The following is a 19,153-nucleotide window of genomic DNA, read 5'->3' on the forward strand; positions in this document are numbered from 1 at the left end:
ACCCGCCGCGCGGCTCGCAGGGATCGACAGCCTTCGATGTCTGAATGTATCGAAGATTGTCGATGCGTGTCACGATGGGGCCATGACGACCGTCCTGCCCGCGCCCCGCGCCACCACGTGCTGCGCCCCGAGCGACGCCGCGGCCGCAGGGATCCCCCCGAGCACGACGCCCGACGCCGAGGCCCTCGCCCGGAGCTTCAAGGCGCTCGCCGACCCGACCCGCCTCAGGCTGCTCACGATCGTCGCCGCCTCACCGAGCGGCGAGGCCTGCGTCTGCGACCTCGTCGACCCCGTGGGCCTGAGCCAGCCGACCGTGAGCCACCACCTCAAGATCCTCGTCGACGCCGGCCTGCTGCACCGCGAGAAGCGAGGGGTCTGGGCCTACTACGGGCTGGTCCCGGGAGCCGCCCAGGACGTCGCCCGCGGCCTCGTGGATCTCGCGTCCGACCGGTCCGCCTCCACCGCCCCGGCGGCCGGCACCCCGCGCTGACCGGTCGCGACCCGCGCGGCGAGCCGCCCGTCCGGGTCAGCGCCCGCCGTCGGGCCCCTGGCCGTCCGCAGGGACGTCGGCCAGGCGCGAGACCGCGACACGCCGGATCCGGCGGTCCTCGACGGCCGTCACGGTCAGGCGGTGCCCGGCGACGTCGACGACGTCGCCCACGGCACCGAGACGCCCCAGCCGCGCGATGACGTACCCCGCCACGGTCTCGTAGGGGCCGTCGTCGAGCCGGATGCCGCTCGCCTCCGCGAAGGCCTCGATCGTGAGACCTGCGTCGTACGCCCCCTCCGCGAGCGGGGTGCGCGCCGGGTCGTACTCGTCCCGGATGTCTCCCACGAGCTCCTCGACCAGGTCCTCGAGCGTGACGATGCCGTCCGTCCCCCCGTACTCGTCCACGACGATCGCGAGGTGCACGCCCGTGCGGCGCATGAGCGCGAGCGAGGGCAGCAGCTCGTTCGTCCCCGGCAGCTCGAGCACGGTCCTGGCCACGTCGCGCACCGTGGCCCGCCGGGCCGGGCCGGTCGTCGGCTCGTCCGTGCTGCCGCCCGGCACCCCCAGCAGGTCACGGACGTGCAGGAACCCCACGACGTCGTCGAAGTCCTCGTCCGTCACCGGGTACCGCGAGTACGGCTGCGAGCGCACGATCGCGGCCGCCTCCGGCAAGGTCAGGTCCGCCGGCAGGAACACCACCTCGCCCCGCGGCCGCATGACCTCCACGACCGATCGCTTCGCCGCGGAGAAGACGTCCGTCAGGATGCGGCGCTCGTCCTCCGGAAGCGCCTCGTGCGCGATCACCAGGTCCCGCAGCTCCTCCTCCGTCATCGCCTCGCTGCGCGCCGTCGGGTTCCCGCCGAGCAGGCGCACCACCAGGTCGGTGGAGCGCGAGAGCAGCCAGATCACCGGGCGCATCGCCGTCGCGAAGCGGTCGAGCGGAGGCCCGACGACGAGCGCGAACCGCGCGGACCGCTGCAGGGCGATGCGCTTGGGCACGAGCTCGCCCAGGACGAGCGACAGGTACGAGATGACGAGCGTCAGCGCCACGAGCGAGACCGTCTCCGCGAGGCCGGTCGGCAGCCCCAGCGACTCGAGCGCCGGCACGAAGTCCGGTGCCAGCGTCGAGGCACCGTACGCCGCCGACAGGAAGCCGGCCACCGTCACACCGATCTGCACCGCGGCCAGGAAGCGGTTCGGGTCGCGGGCCACCCCCGCGACGCGCGCGCCCCTCGGTCCGCGCTGCTCGAGCTGGTCGATCTGCGAGTCGCGCAACGAGACCAGGGCGAACTCGGTCCCGGCGAAGACGCCGCCGACCAGCACGAACACCAGGACGAGCCCGATGTTGAGCCAGGTTCCAGAGTCCATCGGCCTTCTCCCCAGGTCGCGGGTCCGTCGTACCGGTCAACGAGAGGCGCTGACCGACGGTTCCCGCAGCCCCCGGCCGGGCGCGGCTCAGCGCCCGGCGCGTGCGACCAGGACGGGCCACCGTGCGTGGTGCAGGACCGACTGGCTGACCGACCCGAGGACGGGGCCCAGCACCCGCCCGTGCCCCCTGGCGCCGACCGCGACGAGCGAGGCCGCGGTGCCCGCCACCTGGGCGACGGCCTGTGCGGCGGGGCCCTCGACGACGTGTGTCCGCACGTCGACCTCCGCCCCGGCCGCGCGGGCCGCCCGTGCCGCCTCCTCGGCGACGCGGCGGGCGTGCTCCTGGCTCGCCGAGCGCAGGTCCGAGGGCGGCGAGAGCGGGTTCACCAGGGTGTCGGTCGGCACGGTGTGCGCCACGACGAGGTCGAGCGGAACCTCGCGGGCCGCCGCCTCACGAGCCCCTTCGCGGACGGCCGCCGCGGAGTGCGCCGCGCCGTCGACCCCGACGACGACCGGCCCGTCCACCGAGAACGGCGTCCGCGGTGGGACCACGACCACCGGGGCCGGGGACCGGGCGGCCAGGTGCGTGCTGACGGACCCGAGGAAGAGCGAGTCGAACGCCCCCAGCCCGCGCGAGCCCACCACGAGGAGACCGGCCCCCGCCTCGGCCTCGTCCAGCAGGACCGACGCCGCCGCTCCCAGGCAGACGCTGCCTTCGACGGGCAGCTCGGGATCGAGGTCCTGCACCAGGTCGACGGCCGTCCCGAGCGCGACGTCGGCGCCCTCCTCGACGAGCGGGACCGGGGAGAGGCAGCTCGCTCCCGCGAGGATCGGGTCGTAGTCCGGTCTCGGACGTGCGTGGACCGCGCGCAGGGGCGCGCCCCGCAGGCGTGCCTCGTGCGCGGCCCACACGAGAGCCTCGCGGCTCGTGCTCGATCCGTCGATCCCGACGACGACCGGGCTGGCGGTCATCTCTTCTCTCCTCCTCCGGCAGCAGCGCTGCCCTGTCGTGCGGTGCTCGAGGGCGTGCTCCCGGTGCTCCCACCGGCTCACGCGCCCCGGTCTGCGCGGGACGACCCCACGAGGGCCGCCGGCACGCGCCCCGACCCCTCGTGCGGTGCGCGGCGGAGGGTGACCGTGCGCAGGGGGGCCGACCGGAGGGCCCTGACCTGCTCCAGACGGGCCAGGGCGACCGCCCGGTCCAGCTCGCGGTCCCAGTCCGGTGCGAGACCGCCGCCGGGCTCGGGCCGGTCGTCGTCGGGCGAGGGGTCCGGCCGCACGTGGTTCCACCGGACGTCGCGGCCGGTGAGCGTCAGGAGGCAGGCCCGCACGTAGGCGGCCTGCAGGAACAGGTCGTAGGCGAGCTCGGGCAGCACGAGGGCGGCGAGGAACCGCGCCCTCGGCCCGTTGCGCCACACCGTCACCAGGCGTTCGGCGACGAGCACGGCCCCCACCCCGAGCCAGAAGGGCACGACCCCGAACGTCCCCGTCGCGACCGTGACCGCCGTGAGGACGACGAGGCTCGCGAGCATGAGCGCTCCGACCAGCAGCATGACCTGCTGCCCGACGTACCGCGCCGTGACCCGCGTGAACCCGTAGCCGCGCAGGTTGTCCAGCATCCCCTTGTACCAGCGCACCCGCTGGCGGTGCAGGTCCCGGGCGGTCGGCATGAGCTCGGTCGTGCACGACATGCTCAGCGGCGACGCGAGCCCGTACCCGAGCGTGCGCAGCGCGAGCGTCAGCTCGGAGTCCTCGGTGATCGCGCCCGGGTCGTACACCGCTCCCGGCGGCCCCGGGAGCCGCCCCCCGCGGTGGCGGGCGACGTCCGCGAGCGCCTCGGTCCGGATCAGGGCCGCAGTCCCGGTCAGGACCGCGGTCCGCCCGGTGGTGTCGATCTGCACCGCGTACCTCTCGTACTCGTTCGACTGGAGCTGCTCCAGCAACGAGCGGGGCGGGGTGCCCCGGAAGACTCCCCCGACGGCCCCCAGCGCGGGGTCCTGGTCGAGCAGCGCGAGGCCCTCCTCGACGAAGGTCGGGGCGATCGACGTGTCGGCGTCGAGGACCAGGACGTTCTCGGCGTCCACGACCTCGAGCGCCTGGTTGAGCGCCCCCGCCTTGCGGCCCGTGTTGCCCAGCGTCTCCAGGACGTCCGCGCCGAGCGAGCGCGCGACCTCGACCGTCCGGTCGGTGCTGTTGTCGGACACGACCAGCACCCGGTCGACCGGGCGCGTCTGCGCCCGCAACGACGCCAGCGTCCCGGGCAGCGCCTCGGCCTCGTCGTGCGCGGGGACCACGGCGACGACCCGGCGCACGGCCGCGGCCGTCATCGCTGGGCGGCGTGCCGCCTGCGCAGCACGCGCGCGGTCGTGACGAGCGCCAGGCCTGCCACGAGCAGCGTCCAGGCCCCCACCACCGAGAATCCGGTCGCCACGGCACCCGTCGTGGCCAGTGCGGCGCCCGCCTGGGTCGTACCGAGCTGGTACATGGTTCCACCTCTCTCTTTCGTCGGTGGAACCACCGTGCCGGGGCACCGGCAGCACTCAGCCGGGGTCCGGCAGGACCTGAGCATCCGCACGGGAGGACCTGAGCACCGCGGTCCCGCCCGCGCGGCCCGAGGGCGGACCTGCTGGGTACCCCGCGACGGGTCTAGAGCCAGCGCCCGATCTCGTCGCGCGAGCTGACGCCGAGCTTGCGGAAGATCCGGTAGACGTGGTTGTCGACCGTCCGCTCGCTCACCACGAGGCGCTCGGCCACCTCCCGGTTGCTCATCCCGCCGGCGACGAGCCGAGCCACCTCGGCCTCGCGGGGCGTGAGGCCCGACGTGACGGTCGTCGCGACCAGCAGGCCCAGCTCGTCCCCCACCTGCTCGGCCGTGGCGCGCAGCCGGGCGGACTCGGCCGTGGCCCGGGCGCTCTGCCCGCGCTCGCGCAGCAGCCTGATGGCCGACGTGTGGGCGCGCGTGGCGTAGAAGACGAGCCGCTGGTCGTCCAGGTCGTCGACCGACCGCAGGAGCGCGTCGGGCGACCGCTCGGCCGAGGCCAGGAGATAGCGGCCGAGGGCAGGGAGCACGGTCCCCTGCGCGGCGAGCGCGAGGTCGGCGAGCCGTGCGGCCCGGACCTGGTCGGGCCAGATGTCGACGAGCAGCGCGCCGTCGAAGACGGCCGGCAGGACGTACCCCTCGTCCATGAAGGAGGAGACCTCGTCCCACGCCGCCCGCGTGGCCTCGCGCGGTCCGGTGCCCGCGACGAGGTCGAGCACCGCCTGCGGTGCTGCCGCGCGGGCGAGCGGGGTGAAGGCTCCCCGGAGGCGCATCGACCCGAGCTGCGAGACGAGCGACCTCGCGCTCGGGACGTTGCCCTCCAGGAAGGACAGCCCGGCCGCCAGCGTCAGCAGTCCCGCCCTCGTGGTCGGTCGCAGGGGGGCCGGCGCGCTGATCGCGAACACGCTCGTCAGGTGGTCGCGCAGGCTCGTGAACCGCCCCTGGAGGAACAGGCCCAGGGCGACCACGTAGCCGTGCGGTTCGATCATGCTCTGCTCGAGCGTCCCGCGGGCCTCGTCGAAGAGGCGCATGGCCCGGTCGGTCGCCGCGACGACCTCCCCGGAGAGCAGCTGCGCCTGGGGGACGAGCGACGCGGCGTCCTGGCGCGGCGACGTCTCGGGCAGCGACACCCCGGCGAGCTCGTGCCAGGCGTCGACCACCCGACCCTGCGCGAGGAGCGACTCGCCGCGCACGAGCCGCGCGACGTCGTCGGCCTGGACCAGGATCCCGCCCTGGGTGGGGACGAGGCCGTCGTCCACCGGTCGCGGGACGTCCGGGTCCGTCCGCGGGAGACCCCGGACCCCGGAGGCCGCGCCGGGGGCGCGGTCCGGCTCGTCGGCCGGGCCGCCCGTGCCCACGACGAGGCGGACGTGCTGGGCGATCGCGTCGAAGAGCAGCGCCTCGCGCCCCTCGTCGGTGCCCGCGAGCTCCGCCAGCAGGGCCAGGGCGCGCGCCGGTTCGTGGAGCACGAGCGCCAGGTACCCGGCCTCCCAGGCCCGCACGAACACGACGTACGCGGCCGGCTCGGACGCCTCGTGGCGACGCACCTCGTCGAGGACCTCGCGGATCTGCTCCGCAGGGGCCCCGTCGACCAGCAGGGCGTCCAGGTACAGCACGGTGTTGCGGCTCGTCGGGTCGCGGCGCCATGCCTCCCGGGTGACCAGGAGGTGCGTCGCGGCCCGCTCCCGCAGGATGCGACCCAGGATCGCAGCGGACTCGGGCGACGACGACCACCGCATGGGCGACCCGAGAGGTGGCCGCCCGACCATCGCGGCCGCCTCGTCGTCGGCGCCCAGGGCCGCACCGATCGCGTCCAGGGCCTGGAGCCCCCTCGCGCCGTGGCCGGTGTGGCGGAGGTGCTCGGCGAGCAGCGGCGGGAAGAGCACGACGAGCGAGCGGTCCTCCTCCTCGACGAGGCGCACGAGCCCGTGGTCGTCGAGGGCGACGACGACCGGCCACGGCACCAGCCGGCGCACCGTCCCCACCTCGGCCGGTCCGAGCGTCGCGAGGATCCCCAGCCCGTCGCGCTCGTCGTCCCCCAGCCCGTCGAGCAGGCGCCCGACCACCACGGCCAGCGCAGGGGTCCACAGGTCACGCCGCGCGACCCATCGACCCGACTCCTCCGTCAGGTACCCCGAGCGACGCGCCTCGAGCACGACGGACCGGGCGACACCGGGCAGGCCGCCCGACAGCGCGTAGACCCGACCCGCGACGTCCGAGTCCACCTGGCCCCCGAGCGCCTCGGACGCCACCCTGTGGACCTCCTCGAACGGCAGGACGGGAATCCACAGCACGGTCGCGTCGCGCCCCGCGAGCACGCGCTCGACCGAGCGGGCGCCGGGGAACGGGGGCTGCAGGGTCGCCACGACGCTCGCCCCCCGACGCGCGACGACCGTCGCGACGACCGCCGCCGACGCGTCGTCCAGGGCGTCCACGTCGTCGAGCAGGAACAGCGTCCTGCCGCTTCCCGCGGCACGGGTCACGCCGTCGACAGCCGCGGCCAGCGTGCCCAGCGGTCCCGCGGGTGCGGTGACGAGACCGGCGAGGACGAGGGACTCGAGCGGGCGGTCGCCCCGCCCGCCGACCCCGCGCACGGGGACGACGGTCCACCCGTCGTCGTCCGCGGCGTCGCGCACCTGCGCGAGGAGCGTCGAGCGGCCGGACCCCGGCAGCCCGACGACCGTCACGGACGTCCCGGCAGCGATCGCCTCGCCGACGAGGTCGAGGATCGGCACGCGAGGCGTGGGAACGCTCATCGCCCCACCCTAGGGAGCAGGGCCCGGCCCCGCCTCCGCGGGGTCCGCGAGCCGGTGACGCTCAGGCCCGGATCCCGTCGAGGAAACGGATCACCCGTTCGGTGAGCAGGCGCGCCGCGTGCTCGTCGTACGACGGCAGGCTCGCGTCGGCGAACAGGTGCCGGTCGCCCGGGTAGAGGAACAGCTCGGCCTCGCCGGGGGCGGCCTGGACGAGGGCGCGCGCCGCGTCGAGGTCCCCCTCGTCGACGAAGATCGGGTCGGCGTCCATGCCGTGGACCTGCACCGGGACGCCCAGCGGCCACCCGTCACCGAACTCGGACGTGGGCACGCACGAGGAGAACAGCAGCGCGCCCTGCGCCCCCTCACGGGTCTGGGCGAGCATCTGGGCGGGCAGGACCCCGAGCGAGAACCCGGCGAGCACGAGGTCCTCGGGCAGCCCGTCCGCGACCGAGGCGCCGCGGGTCAGGATCGTGTCGAACCCGATCTCCTGGACGTAGGCCATGCCGCTCTCGATGTCGGGGAACGTCCGGCCCTCGTAGAGGTCCGGCAGGTGCACGACGTTCCCGGCCTCGCGCAGGGTCTCCGCGAACGCCTCGACGCCGGGGGTCAGCCCGAGCGAGTGGTGGAAGAGCAGTACCTCAGCCATGGGGGTCCTTCCGGTCGCGGGGCTCCCGGGCGGCGCCGCCTCCTCGATCATCGCGCAGGCCGCGCCGCGGCGCTGCGCACGAGGCCGGGCGCGTCACCGCCCGGTGGCCACCGGCCCCAGGCGACGCAGCAGGGCGAGGCGGCTCGCGGTGCGCTCGACGTCGAGCGCGATCCCTTCCTCCCCGTGCCGGCGCAGGGTCTCCTCCGGGTCCTGGTGGGCCAGGACGTGCAGCGGCACGTCGCGGTCGCACAGCACGTCGACGAGGTTCGCGAACCGTTGCCCGGTGTCGGGGGCCTCGGCCCCCAGGGCCGCGACGCCGTCGAGCACCACGGTCCCGAAGCGCTCGGCGAGGTGCAGGACGTCGGAGACCGCGGTGCGTCCAGCGCACCAGTGCTCGAACCCGAGCCACACGGTGCCCTCCCCCTCCTCCCGCACGGCGAGCACCGGGTGCTCGCGCGAGCCGATGCGCACGGTCGTCGTCTCGGCGGACGACGGTCGGTCGAGCCCCGCCGCCGCGAGCCGGGCGTCGCTCGCGGGCCACACGAAGGCCCCGGCGCGGAAGCCCGCCACGTCCTCGCCGGCCGCCGAGCGGCGGTGGTCCCGGTCCCCACCGATCTCGACGACGTCGAGCCGGTCCGTGAGCAGGTCGATCGTCGGGACGAACAGGTGGTGGTAGGCCGGGCCCGGCAGGAGGCCCGACGGCGGGTAGTTCGACGTCAGCACGACCCGCACGCCGCGCTCGTCGAGGGCGCGGACGGCCCGTGCGACGAGCATCGCGTCGCCCGCGTCGTGCACGTGGAACTCGTCGAAGCACACGAGCCGGGCCCCGCCGACGATCGCGTCGAGCGCGGCGTCGACCGACCCGCGGTGGAAGCGTTCGCCGTGCAGGCGCCGCAGGAAGTCGTGGAAGTGGACACGGACCGACGAGCCGTCCCGGTCACCGGGCCGGGCGACCGCCGCGTGGAACACGTCCATGAGCCAGGTCTTCCCGCGCCCCACCGGGCCCCACAGGTACAGGCCCGTCAGCCCGTCCGGGGTGGGTCCGTCGAGCCGTGCGGCGAGCGCGTCGAGCGCTCCCACGGCTGGTTCCTGCCCGGGGTCGAGGGAGAACCCTCGCCGTGCGGCGTCCTGCCCGACGGCGTCGCGCACCGTGCCGGCCGAGCGGCGGCCGACGACCGGGGTCACCTGGCCGGACGGGTCGACGCCGTCCTCGATCGTCCGTGCCGCGTCCACCCGACCGAGGGTACGCGAGGCCCGCGCGGGCCGGCCGCACGCCCCGAGGTGCGGCGCCGGGACCGGTGGTCGCCGCCGTCGGACCTGCCGCCCCGGCCCCGCTCGAGCAGGGTCCGGGGCGACAGGGCGACGTCAGGCGAGCGCCTTGGCCTTGAGCGTCGCGAACTCCTCGGGCGTGATCGTGCCCGCGTCCAGGAGAGCCTTGGCCGTCGCGATCTGGTCGGTCGGCGACTGCCCGCCCGTCGCGACCTCACGGATGTAGGAGTCGGCCTGCGCCTTGGCGGCGTTGGCGGCCGCGATGTGCCGCTCCGTCATGCCCTTGCCGCGGGCGATGATGTAGATCAGCGCCGTGAGGAACGGGACGAAGACCAACCCGACGATCCACAGCGCCTTCCACCAGCCGCTGAGCTTGTGGTCGCGGAACAGGTCGGTGAGGATCTGGAAGAGCAGCATCAGGTACGCGATGAAGACGAACCACCAGATCAGAAGCCAGAAGAAGTCCCAGAAGTCCATGGTGAAGCCCCGTTCGACGAGCTGTCCGGCGCTCGCGAGCGCGAGACGCTGATGTCAGGCTAGTGACGCACGTCACGAAGCGCGCGCCGAAACGGGCGGGTTCCTGCGGAAGCGTCCGGGATGCGAGGACCTCACCCCCTCCCTCCCGATTCACCCCGGCCTTCCCCATGACGGACCGCGGTCCGCAGGCCATACTGGGGCGGTGACCGAGGCCCAGGCGATCTTCGAGCTGGTCGAGGCAGGTCTCGGGACCCCGACAGCCGACGAGTCCTTCGACCGCTTCGCCCGGCTGGCCATGCGCCAGCTCGGCGTGCCCACCGCAGCCGTCTCCCTCGTCCTGTCGGACGAACAGGTGTACCCCGGCGCCCATGGCATGCCCGAGGACATCCAGCTCAGCCGGCGCATGCCCCTGACGCACTCGTTCTGCCAGCACGTGACGAACGACCGCGAGCCGCTCGTCGTGCCGGACACCCGCAAGGACTCCAGGGTCTGGGACAACCCGTCGATCCCCGAGTTCGGCGTGCTCGCGTACGCGGGCTTCCCCATCTTCGACCAGCGCGGGCGCGTCGTCGGGACCCTGTGCGCCATGGACGACGCCCCCCACGACTGGACCGAGACCGACCTCGCGACGCTCGCCGACCTGACCGCCGCGTGCACGTCCGAGCTCCAGCTCCGCATCGCGCACGAGCGCGCGACGAGGATGCAGAACCTCGCGATCCAGGCGACACGACGCAACCGCCTGCTCCTCATGCTCAGCGAGGCGTTCGCCGACGCGACCTCCGTCCAGGACGTGGGCGAGACCCTCGCCTACGTCGCGTCCTCCGCGATCGGGGCCCGGTACGCCGGGCTCGCGGTCGTCGACCCGTCGCGCAAGAGCCTGACCTACACGAGCATGGACCACCTGGAGCCGGGCCTGTCCCCCGCGTACCGCTACGCACGCCTCGACGACCAGGACCGCGTCCTGTCGTTCGTGGCACGCACCCAGGAGGCGCTGTTCTTCCGGGACCAGGCCGAGATCCTCGCGGCCTTCCCGAACGTCACGGACACGATCGACAGCACGGTCGGCGCACGGGCCCTGCTGCCCGTGCTCTCGGGCACGACGCTGCTCGCGGTCATCTTCCTCGGGTGGGAGCAGGGCAAGGCCGCGGACGACGAGTCGCTGTCCCGGGCCGGTCTCGCGGGCTTCGTGGCGCACGCCCTCGAACGCGTCAAGCTGCTCGAGGAGCGCCGCGACGCGGCCACGACCCTCCAGGCGGCGATGCTGACGGCGTTGCCCGACATCCCGCACCTCGAGCTCGCCTCGACCTACTCGCCCGCGACCCTCACCGACCAGGTCGGGGGCGACTGGTACGACGCCGTGGTGCACGACGAGGACGCCTCGGTCCTCATGATCGGCGACGTGACGGGGCACGACATGCGGGCCGCCGCGGAGATGGGGCAGCTGCGCTCGATGCTCCGCACGTTCGCCTGGAGCCACGACGAGTCGCCGTCGGCCCTGCTCCGCCAGCTCGACCGCGCGAACACCGGGCTCTCGCTCCACGCGAGCGGGACCGCCGTCGTCGTCCGCCTCGACCGCCGGGGCGACTTCTACGACCTGTCGTGGTCCAACGCGGGCCACCCGCCCCCGCTGGTCCTGCGCGCCGACGGCAAGGTCGAGATCCTCGACACCCGGCCGGACATGATGCTCGGCTTCGTCCCCAACGCCCCCCGCAGCGACCACGTGACCCACCTCGGGCCGGGCGACACCCTCCTGCTGTACACCGACGGGCTCATCGAACGCCGCGGCGTCGCCCAGAGCGCGCGCCTGGCCGGGCTGTCGCAGGCCCTCGCGGCGCTGCGTCACGGCTCGACCCTCGCCCTCCCGAACGCCCTGGTCCAGCGCCTGGTCGGCAGCGACCAGCGCGACGACATCGCGGTCCTCGCGGTCCGGGTCCGGGCCGCCGTCGACTCGCACCCGACGCCCGCGACCCCCACCCGCACGTCCCGCGGCGTCGAGCACTCGACCGCGGCGATCTCGCCCGCGCGGCGCTGGGTCGACGACATCCTGGAGAGCTGCGGGATCAACCGCGACCAGCGCCGCACCATCATGCTCCTCGCGAGCGAGACCCTGACCAACGCGGTCCAGCACGCGCAGGGGCCGCTCGAGGCGGTCGTGGAGGTGTGGCCGACGCTCGTCCGGGTCGGCGTCCGGGACGCGTCCTCCGACGAGCCGACCCTCCACGAGCCGGAACCGCACGAGACAGGTGGCCGAGGCATCCAGTTCCTGGACCGGTTCGCCGACCGCTGGTTCGTCGAGCACAGGACGACGGGTGGGCCGGGCAAGACCGTCTGGTTCGAGCTCGCGAGGGCCGACGCCGCCCCCCGGTGACGGTGTCGGCGGTGCGCGATAGCGTGTGAGGTGGCGCACATCGCCGCGCGCCCACGAGAGGACACCATGAGCGAACGCACAGCGACCGTCGCGGACGAGGACCTCGGGGAGCTGCTGGACCAGTACCGGTCCCAGCTCACGGGTTACTGCTACCGCCTGCTCGGCTCCTCCCACGAGGCCGACGACGCGGTCCAGGACACCATGGTCCGGGCCTGGCGGTCGTACGACCGCTTCGAGGGGCGGTCCGCGCTGCGCTCCTGGCTGTACCGGATCGCGACGAACGTCTGCTTCGACCACATCGCGCAGCGCAAGCGCCGCGAGCGCCCCATGGGGCTCGGAGCCTCCCAGTCGGCCGAGGAGCGCAACCTGGGCGAGCAGCTCTCGGAGGAGACGTGGGTCGAGCCCGTGCCCGACGACCGCGTGCTGCCCCGCGACGGCGACCCCGCGGACGTCGCGGTCGGGCGCGAGTCCATCCGCCTCGCGTTCGTCGCGGCCCTGCAGTACCTGCCGCCCAAGCAGCGCGCGGTCCTCATCCTGCGGGAGGTCCTGCGCTGGCAGGCGAGCGAGGTGGCCGAGCTGCTGGAGACGACGGTGCCGTCCGTGAACTCCGCCCTCCAGCGCGCGCGGGCCACGCTGTCCGCGCAGGCCCACTACGGTTCCGCCCCCGGGGCGGACGGCGCCAACCTGCCCACGACCGCCGTGGACGAGGACAAGAACGAGCTCCTCGAGAAGTACCTCGACGCGTTCGAGCGCTACGACATGCCCGCACTCGTGGCCCTGCTCCACGACGAGGCCACGCTCTCCATGCCGCCGTACGCGCTGTGGATGCAAGGCCCGGTACAGATCGAGCGGTGGATGGTGGGGCCGGGCGCCGAGTGCCGCGGCTCACGCATGGTGCCCGTGCGCGCCAACGGCACGTTCGGGTTCGGCCAGTACCGCATCTCGCCCGACGGCGGGTACGACGCCTGGGCCCTGCAGGTGATCGACACCGCGGACGGCAAGGTCGTGGGCATCAACGCGTTCCTCGACGTCGAGGCCTGGTACCCGCTCTTCGGCCTGCCGCTGCACCTGGACGCGTAGCCGAGCGCACAGCGCGCGAGGGGCGGACCGGGACCTCTGGCCCGTCCTTCTCGCGCCGCCGTGCCGGTCCCGTCAGTCGAAGGTCTCGAGCAGCAGGCGACGCTCCTCGTCGGTGAGGTTCGTCGCGACGAGCTCGCCGTGCAGACCGTGGAACCGCTCACCCACCCGATCCAGGTTGCCGTCCTCGGTCACGGCGAACAGGGCCGACGTCCCCTCGGTGACCTGGGCACGGATGCGGTCGAGCTGGTCCTTGTTCAGCCCCACGGCCTCCATGGACTTGTGGATCGCACCGAGGGCGGCGCCGGCCGCGACCCCGATCACGGGCACGAAGAACAGCGCACCGAAGAGCAGCCCCCAGAAGGCGCCCCACCCGGTCCCGCGCCACTCGTCCTCGTGGGTGTGGCGCGTCGTGGGCTTGGCCGCCCCCTCGGGCCAGCTCACGATCGCACGATCGACGATCTTGATGAGGCCCTCCGACGCGGCGTCCCGCAGGACGCCGGACGCGACCTCGGCCCCTCCGGGGGTATCGAACGACCAGACGGTGAAGGTAGCCATCGTTGTCCTCTCGGGTGGTGGGGTCGGCTCGCCCGGTCAGGCGAGCAGCCTGGCCTTGGCCTGGGCGAACTCGGCGTCGTCGAGCACCCCGCTCGCGCGGAGCTGACCGAGCCGTTCGAGCTGGTCCAGGAGATCCGCCCCGCCCGACGTCGTCGCGGCCTGCTGCTGCGGAGCGCCCTGCGCGGCCTGGGCCTGCGCGGCCTGCTGCTGCGCCTCGTACTGATGCTCGGCCCTGCCCTGCTGGTGGCGTTGCACGGCGCCGGCCGTCGCCGAGGCGGTCCCCGCGATCACGGCCGTGCGGGCCACGGTGCCCAGCAGTCCTGGGCGTCCGACGCGTCGTAGCGGCATGGTGTGCTCCGTTCCTCGTGCGGTCTGCGGTGCGCCTGCTCAGCCGACGTCGGCGAGCTGCACGATCTCGTTGACGACGTCGGCGGGGATGCGCTCCTGCGCGATCACGGCCGCCCCGGCGTCGCGCACGGCGCCGACGAACTGCCGGGCCCAGGTGTGCTCGACCACCAGGACCAGGGCGGAGGTGCCCGGTGCGAGGTGCCCTGCGACGTCGTCGATGTCCTCCTGCCCGGCGAGGCCCGACGTCCCCAGCTGGGTCTCGGTGATGTCGAGCTCGTCCCCGAGGTCCTCGACCTCGACCACGTCGATCTCGCCCCCCGGCCCCTTGCGGATCACGGTCAGGTCGAGCAACGTCACGACGTCGGACCCGAGGAGGTCCGCGATCGCGACCTTCACCCCGTCGGGCACCCGTCCGGTGGGGAACGCGATCGCGACGAACTCGACCGGTCCGAGCGGGGTCGTGGCCATGGTGGTGCTCCGTTCTGGGTGTGGACGTGCGGGGCGGACGGGAAGCGTCACGACAGCGGTCACGGGAGGGGCGACGGGGAGGACGACGCCCGCGCCGCCTCGTCGCCGTGGACGACCAGGGCCCACAGCACGAAGATCCCCAGGACGATCGTGACGACCGACCACCACGGGCTCGCCGGCAGGGCGACGAACTGGGTCAGGACGTTGAGCACGACGAGCACGATCGCGACGAGCCGCGCCCAGCCGCGCCCGGCGAGGAGCGCGAAGCCCACGATCACGAGCAGCACCCCGACGACGAGGTGCACCCATCCCCAGGTCGACACGTCGAGGACCACGATCCCCTGCTCCCCCAGCCCGACGAGCTTCTCGGGGGAGAACGCGGCGACCATGCCGCTGATCGCGTTGAACAGCCCGAGCGTGACCAGGACGATGCCAGCGAACCACACCCACCCGACCCATCCGGTGACCTGCGACGACCGCGCCATGGTGCCTCCTTGCCCACGTAGCCGGGGGACGTCACCGGTGGTCGCGCTCCCCCCGGGTCCGGGTCTGCCGGTCCCGGCGCGACCTCGGACGCCCCGCTCCCCCTGATCGTGGCACCGGTTGCCCGTCACGGCATCCGCTGCGCGAGAGGCCCCCCGGCGCCACTATGGGTCCATGGAACTCGGGTTCACGGGCGGGATCGCGCTGGTCGTCGTGCTCGGGGTGGTCGGGCAGGTCGCCGCGAAGGCGCTCAAGGTGCCCTCGATCCTGCTGCTCCTCGTGCTGGGGCTGGTGTTCGGCCCGGTGACGGGGCTCGTCGACCCGGACGCCCTGCTGGGCGACGAGCTGTTCCCGCTCGTGTCGATGGCGGTCGGTCTCCTGCTGTTCGAGGAGTCCCTCAAGCTCGACATGGCGCGGCTCCGGGGCGGCGCGCGCCGACCGGTCGCGCTGCTCGTGACGCTCGGGGCGGTCCTCACCGGGGCGGGGGCGACCCTGATCTGCTGGTGGGTCCTCGACCTGCCGCTGTCCCGGGCGGCGGTGATCGGGGCCATCCTCATCGTGTCCGGGCCGACGGTCGTCGGGCCGTTGCTCGCGGTCATCCGGCCCAAGCAGCCGCTCGAGTCGGTGCTCGCGTTCGAGGGGATCTTCATCGACCCGATCGGCGCGACGGTCGCGCTCGCGATGGCGAACGTCGCGCTGCACGCGGCCCCGGTGAACCTGGGCATGACGGCGGTCTCGGGTGCGCTGACCGGCGTCGTGGCCGCTGCGGCCTACGTCGCTGCGGTCCGGTGGGGCAGGGTCCCGGCGGCGACCGAGGTGTCGCTCGCGTTCGCGACGGCGCTCGCGACGTACGCGGTCGCCGAGGCGTTCCACGACGAGGCGGGGCTGTTCGCGACGACCACCCTCGGCATCGCCCTCGCCAACCAGCGGTGGGCTCGCATCGAGCCGCTGCACGAGTTCGGCAGCCACGTGGGCCTGCTCCTCATCGGCACGCTCTTCATCCTGCTGTCGGCGCGCGTCGACCTCGACGCCCTCGCGGCCTACGCGGTGCCGACGCTCGCGATCGTCGCGCTGCTCGTCCTGGTCCTGCGCCCGCTCGTCGCGTCGGTCGCGACGACGGGCAGCGTCCTGTCGAGCCGAGAACGCGTCATGGTGGGGTGGATGGCGCCGCGCGGGATCGTCGCGGCGTCGACCGCGTCGGTGTTCGCGCTGCGGTTCGAGCAGGACGGTCAACCGTTCGAGCAGCTCGTCCCCGTGGTGTTCGGCGTGATCCTGCTGACGGCGGTCGTGTACGGGCTCACGGGGCCCTGGGTCGCAGGGCGCCTGGGCGTGCGCTCGCCCGGCCCGGAGAACCTGGACGAGGACGGGGTCCCGGTCGCGCAGGACCGGGCGTTCGGCTGAGCACCCGGCAGGGCTCCGTCCGGCCGGGTGCTGCGCGGCGGACCTCCCTGCCCGACGGCGTGTGCCCACCGCGCGCCCCCGGGCGTTCGCTAGTTTCACCCCATGACGAGCGACGCGAGCAGCATCCCGGAGCCGGCCGCCCCCGCGGGGCAGCCCTCCCCGGGCGCCGACCCCGACCGCCCCCGGGACTTCCTGGCGCTGTCTCCCGACGACCCGCGCAAGCCGCCGCGGTGGCTGCCCCGCGCGCTCTTCATGACGGGCGTCGCCGTCTTCGTCGGGATCTTCGTCTGGTACGCGATCGGCACGCTCGAGGGCCTCGGGGTCAACATCCTCATCGCGTTCTTCATCGCGCTGGCGCTCGAGCCGATCGTGGTCTGGCTGGTCCGGCACGGGTGGAGGCGTGGCGCGGCCGCCGCGACGGCGCTGCTCGGGGGCCTGGTGCTCGTCGTGGGCGTCTTCGCCCTGTTCGGCAACCTGTTCGTGCAGCAGCTCGTCCAGCTCGTCCAGTCGATCCCCGACCTCTACGCGACCGTGCGCACCTTCGTCACGGAGCGCTTCGACGTCGACATGCCGACCTCCGACGAGCTCCTCAGCTCGGACGGCCTGCTCGAGCAGGGCCTGAGCCAGTTCGGCGGGGACGTCGCGTCGGGCGCGCTCGTCGTCGGCTCGACGATCATCGGCGTGATCTTCGCGTTCCTGACGATCATGCTCGTGACCTACTACCTGCTCGCCGCGGGGCCCCGCTTCCGGGTCGCGATCTGCCGCTGGCTGACCCCGAACCGTCAGCAGGAGGTCCTGCGGCTCTGGGAGATCACTCAGGTCAAGGTTTCCGACTTCATCAATTCGCGCATCGTCCTCGCCGCACTGTCGAGCGTCTTCACGTTCGTCTTCCTGCTGATCCTCGGCACCGACTACGCCCTGCCGCTCTCGGTGTTCGTGGGCGTCGTGTCCCAGTTCGTCCCGACGATCGGGACGTACATCGGCGGCGCGCTGCCCGTGATCGTCGCGCTGACCTCGCAGGGGCTGCCTCAGGCCCTTGCCGTCCTGATCTTCATCGTGGCCTACCAGCAGCTCGAGAACCTCTACTTCTCGCCCAAGGTCTCGGCCCGTGCGCTCGAGATGAACCCCGCGGTGTCGTTCGTGGTGGTCCTCGCGTTCGGGGCCGTGTTCGGTCCGCTCGGGGCCTTCCTGTCGCTCCCGATCGCCGCGACCATCCAGGCCGTCGCCAACACCTACATCCAGCGGCACGAGCTCGTCGACTCGCACATGCTGCACGACCCCGGCCAGCCGCCCGCGGACGGGCCGGACGACGAGGGCGACGGCGACGACGCACGCGCGCGACGCCGTCGGGCCAACCGCAAGGCCGACCGCGACGCCGCGAGGACCGTCGACGAACGTCACGCCGACGGCATCGAGTAGCGCACGGTTCGGCCCGCCCTCCCGGTCGGGAGGGCGGGCCGTACCGGTCCTGCGCCCTTCCTAGTCCTGCGTCCGACGACGGGCCCTCACCAGGACCGTCCCGAGGAGCACCAGGAGCGCGGCCCCCGCGACGAGCGCGGCGACGTTCGCCCCCGTGAACGCGAGCCCGCCCGAGCTCGGCGGGCCGGGGACCAGCGGCACCTCGTGCGTCGTCGTGCAGACGACGCAGCCGCCGCCCGGTCCCGGGGTCGCGAGGTTGGTGACGGTGACCCCGCGGGCGTTCGCCGCGAGCCGCACCTGGTACGTCAGCGTCGCGGTCTGCCCTGCCGCGGTGAGGTCGGGGACCGCCCACGTGAGCGTCGACCCGGAGATCGTCGCCCCCTCGGGCGTCGCGACGAGCGCACCGTACGCGAGGACCTTGGACAGGTCGTCCGTGACGACGGCCCCCGTGACGACCGCGTCGGTCGTGCTCGTCACGCTCAAGGTGTAGGTGATGGTGCTGCCCGGTGCCACCTTGGTCCCCGAGGCGGGGTCGCTCGACTTGGTGAGCGTCCACGCCGGGGTCGGGTGCGACGTCGTCCGGCAGGCCTCCGCCGGGTCGACCGCCGCGAGGGCCACGGCTGCGGCGGCGGGATCAAGGGCGGCTGCGGCGGGATCGGTGGCTGCCGGCGTCGCGAGCGCGACCGCTGCGGCCTCGGTCTCGACGCCGGGCGTCGGCGACGCCTCGTCGGTGGCCGTGGGCTCCACGGGCTCGACGCACGGCTCGGCCCCGGGGGCCGTGACGACGTTGGTCAGGGTGACCCCGTAGGCGCCGTCGTCGACGCGCACCTGGTAGGTGATCGTCTCGGTGTCGGCCAGGTCCCCGATGTTCCAGGTCAACGTCGTGCCGGCGAGCGACGCCGCCCCGGACGACGCGTCGATGCTTCCCTCGACGAAGGTCGCGTTGTTCAGCACCTGGGACAGGTCGTCCGTGACGACGACCTGCTGGTCGAAGCCCTCGCCCAGCTTGGTCGCGGTCACCGTGTAGGTGATGACGTCGCCCGGCAGGACGGTCGCGCCGCTGCCCGGGTCGCTCGACTTGACGACCGTGAAGGGTGCCGGGACGTCGTCGTTGACGACCGTGCAGACGACCGTCTGCCCGACGCCGACCTGGACCGTCCCGTCCGCCACGGGCACGGGCGTGGCGGCTCCGCCGTCGATACCGGGGATCTCGCACGTCCAGTCCGACGCCTCGTACCCGGCCGGGCCGCCCGTCTCGGAGAGCGCATAGTCGCCGACCTCGACGTCCGCGCCCGTGACCGCGGGGTCACCGCTCACGCCGCTGAGCGGCGTCGGTCCGTCGGCCTCGAGCGTCCAGTCGGTGGGTTCCGCCGAGCCCCCGTCGTCGTTGACGACCTCCTTGACGAGGGTCAGCGTGGGCTGCTGGGCGGTGTTGAGGATCGTGCAGGTGACGTCGTCGCCCAGTGCGACGCTCACCGTCGAGCCG

General features: G+C 73.8%; 18 protein-coding genes. 5 read left to right on the forward strand and 13 right to left on the reverse strand.

The annotated features are described in order from the left end of the window. Nucleotides 1-82: 82 nt before the first annotated feature. A complete protein-coding gene (locus NHG27_RS05445; protein WP_497015015.1) occupies nucleotides 83-490 on the forward strand; it encodes an ArsR/SmtB family transcription factor in 408 nt (135 codons plus the stop codon). Nucleotides 491-526: 36 nt separating this feature from the next. On the opposite strand, the gene NHG27_RS05450 is transcribed toward NHG27_RS05445, so the two are convergent. The 8 genes from NHG27_RS05450 to NHG27_RS05485 form a co-directional block, all read right to left on the reverse strand. Then, nucleotides 527-1,858, reverse strand: a complete 1,332-nt coding sequence (locus NHG27_RS05450) for a hemolysin family protein (protein WP_497015016.1) — start codon at nucleotides 1,856-1,858, stop codon at nucleotides 527-529. Between the two features lie 87 nt (nucleotides 1,859-1,945). After that, nucleotides 1,946-2,830: a universal stress protein gene (locus NHG27_RS05455; protein ID WP_497015017.1), complete on the reverse strand. Its 885-nt coding sequence runs from the start codon at nucleotides 2,828-2,830 to the stop codon at nucleotides 1,946-1,948. 77 nt (nucleotides 2,831-2,907) lie between these two features. Next, entirely contained in the window at nucleotides 2,908-4,185 is a 1,278-nt protein-coding gene (locus NHG27_RS05460; protein WP_497015018.1) for a glycosyltransferase family 2 protein, read from the reverse strand. Further along, complete coding sequence (locus tag NHG27_RS05465; RefSeq protein WP_193719155.1) at nucleotides 4,182-4,343, reverse strand: hypothetical protein; 162 nt, start codon at nucleotides 4,341-4,343, stop codon at nucleotides 4,182-4,184. The genes NHG27_RS05460 and NHG27_RS05465 overlap by 4 nt, the downstream gene beginning before the upstream one ends. Before the next feature lie 161 nt (nucleotides 4,344-4,504). Next, complete coding sequence (locus NHG27_RS05470; protein WP_321575306.1) at nucleotides 4,505-7,153, reverse strand: helix-turn-helix transcriptional regulator; 2,649 nt, start codon at nucleotides 7,151-7,153, stop codon at nucleotides 4,505-4,507. Nucleotides 7,154-7,214: 61 nt separating this feature from the next. Then, nucleotides 7,215-7,799 carry a dienelactone hydrolase family protein gene (locus tag NHG27_RS05475; protein ID WP_193719156.1) on the reverse strand — a complete coding sequence of 195 codons (585 nt, stop codon included), beginning with the start codon at nucleotides 7,797-7,799 and terminating at the stop codon, nucleotides 7,215-7,217. A gap of 93 nt (nucleotides 7,800-7,892) precedes the next feature. Continuing rightward, complete coding sequence (gene zapE, locus NHG27_RS05480) at nucleotides 7,893-9,032, reverse strand: cell division protein ZapE (protein WP_321575307.1); 1,140 nt, start codon at nucleotides 9,030-9,032, stop codon at nucleotides 7,893-7,895. Between the two features lie 132 nt (nucleotides 9,033-9,164). Further along, nucleotides 9,165-9,545 carry an SHOCT domain-containing protein gene (locus tag NHG27_RS05485; RefSeq protein ID WP_193719157.1) on the reverse strand — a complete coding sequence of 127 codons (381 nt, stop codon included), beginning with the start codon at nucleotides 9,543-9,545 and terminating at the stop codon, nucleotides 9,165-9,167. Nucleotides 9,546-9,747: 202 nt separating this feature from the next. Here NHG27_RS05485 and NHG27_RS05490 point away from each other — a divergent pair, with 202 nt between their 5' ends. Both NHG27_RS05490 and NHG27_RS05495 read left to right on the forward strand, forming a co-directional pair. Continuing rightward, nucleotides 9,748-11,913 carry a SpoIIE family protein phosphatase gene (locus NHG27_RS05490; RefSeq protein ID WP_497015019.1) on the forward strand — a complete coding sequence of 722 codons (2,166 nt, stop codon included), beginning with the start codon at nucleotides 9,748-9,750 and terminating at the stop codon, nucleotides 11,911-11,913. A 66-nt stretch (nucleotides 11,914-11,979) separates the two neighbouring features. Continuing rightward, nucleotides 11,980-12,993 (forward strand): sigma-70 family RNA polymerase sigma factor, encoded by a 1,014-nt coding sequence (locus NHG27_RS05495; protein WP_497015020.1) that lies wholly within the window; start codon nucleotides 11,980-11,982, stop codon nucleotides 12,991-12,993. A 72-nt stretch (nucleotides 12,994-13,065) separates the two neighbouring features. On the opposite strand, the gene NHG27_RS05500 is transcribed toward NHG27_RS05495, so the two are convergent. From NHG27_RS05500 to NHG27_RS05515, 4 genes are read right to left on the reverse strand one after another with little or no spacing between them, the layout of a single operon-like run. Beyond that, the gene (locus NHG27_RS05500; protein WP_193719160.1) at nucleotides 13,066-13,548 is read right to left on the reverse strand and encodes a DUF1269 domain-containing protein; all 483 of its coding nucleotides are present in this window, start codon (nucleotides 13,546-13,548) and stop codon (nucleotides 13,066-13,068) included. 36 nt (nucleotides 13,549-13,584) lie between these two features. Continuing rightward, on the reverse strand, nucleotides 13,585-13,896 hold the full coding sequence (locus tag NHG27_RS05505; protein WP_497015021.1) for an SHOCT domain-containing protein: 312 nt from the start codon (nucleotides 13,894-13,896) through the stop codon (nucleotides 13,585-13,587). A gap of 39 nt (nucleotides 13,897-13,935) precedes the next feature. Then, nucleotides 13,936-14,364, reverse strand: a complete 429-nt coding sequence (locus NHG27_RS05510; RefSeq protein ID WP_193719162.1) for a DUF6325 family protein — start codon at nucleotides 14,362-14,364, stop codon at nucleotides 13,936-13,938. Nucleotides 14,365-14,423: 59 nt separating this feature from the next. Then, nucleotides 14,424-14,849 (reverse strand): DUF7144 family membrane protein, encoded by a 426-nt coding sequence (locus tag NHG27_RS05515; protein WP_193719163.1) that lies wholly within the window; start codon nucleotides 14,847-14,849, stop codon nucleotides 14,424-14,426. A 172-nt stretch (nucleotides 14,850-15,021) separates the two neighbouring features. On the opposite strand from NHG27_RS05515, the gene NHG27_RS05520 reads away from it, so the two are divergent. Beyond that, a complete protein-coding gene (locus NHG27_RS05520) occupies nucleotides 15,022-16,248 on the forward strand; it encodes a cation:proton antiporter (RefSeq protein ID WP_193719164.1) in 1,227 nt (408 codons plus the stop codon). Between the two features lie 102 nt (nucleotides 16,249-16,350). Continuing rightward, nucleotides 16,351-17,667 carry an AI-2E family transporter gene (locus NHG27_RS05525; protein WP_497015022.1) on the forward strand — a complete coding sequence of 439 codons (1,317 nt, stop codon included), beginning with the start codon at nucleotides 16,351-16,353 and terminating at the stop codon, nucleotides 17,665-17,667. Between the two features lie 60 nt (nucleotides 17,668-17,727). On the opposite strand, the gene NHG27_RS05530 is transcribed toward NHG27_RS05525, so the two are convergent. After that, nucleotides 17,728-19,153 (reverse strand): DUF7927 domain-containing protein (locus NHG27_RS05530; protein WP_497015023.1); only part of this gene is annotated, 1,426 nt, incomplete at its 5' end.

The sequence above is a fragment of the Oerskovia sp. 140933 genome (assembly GCF_059651515.1).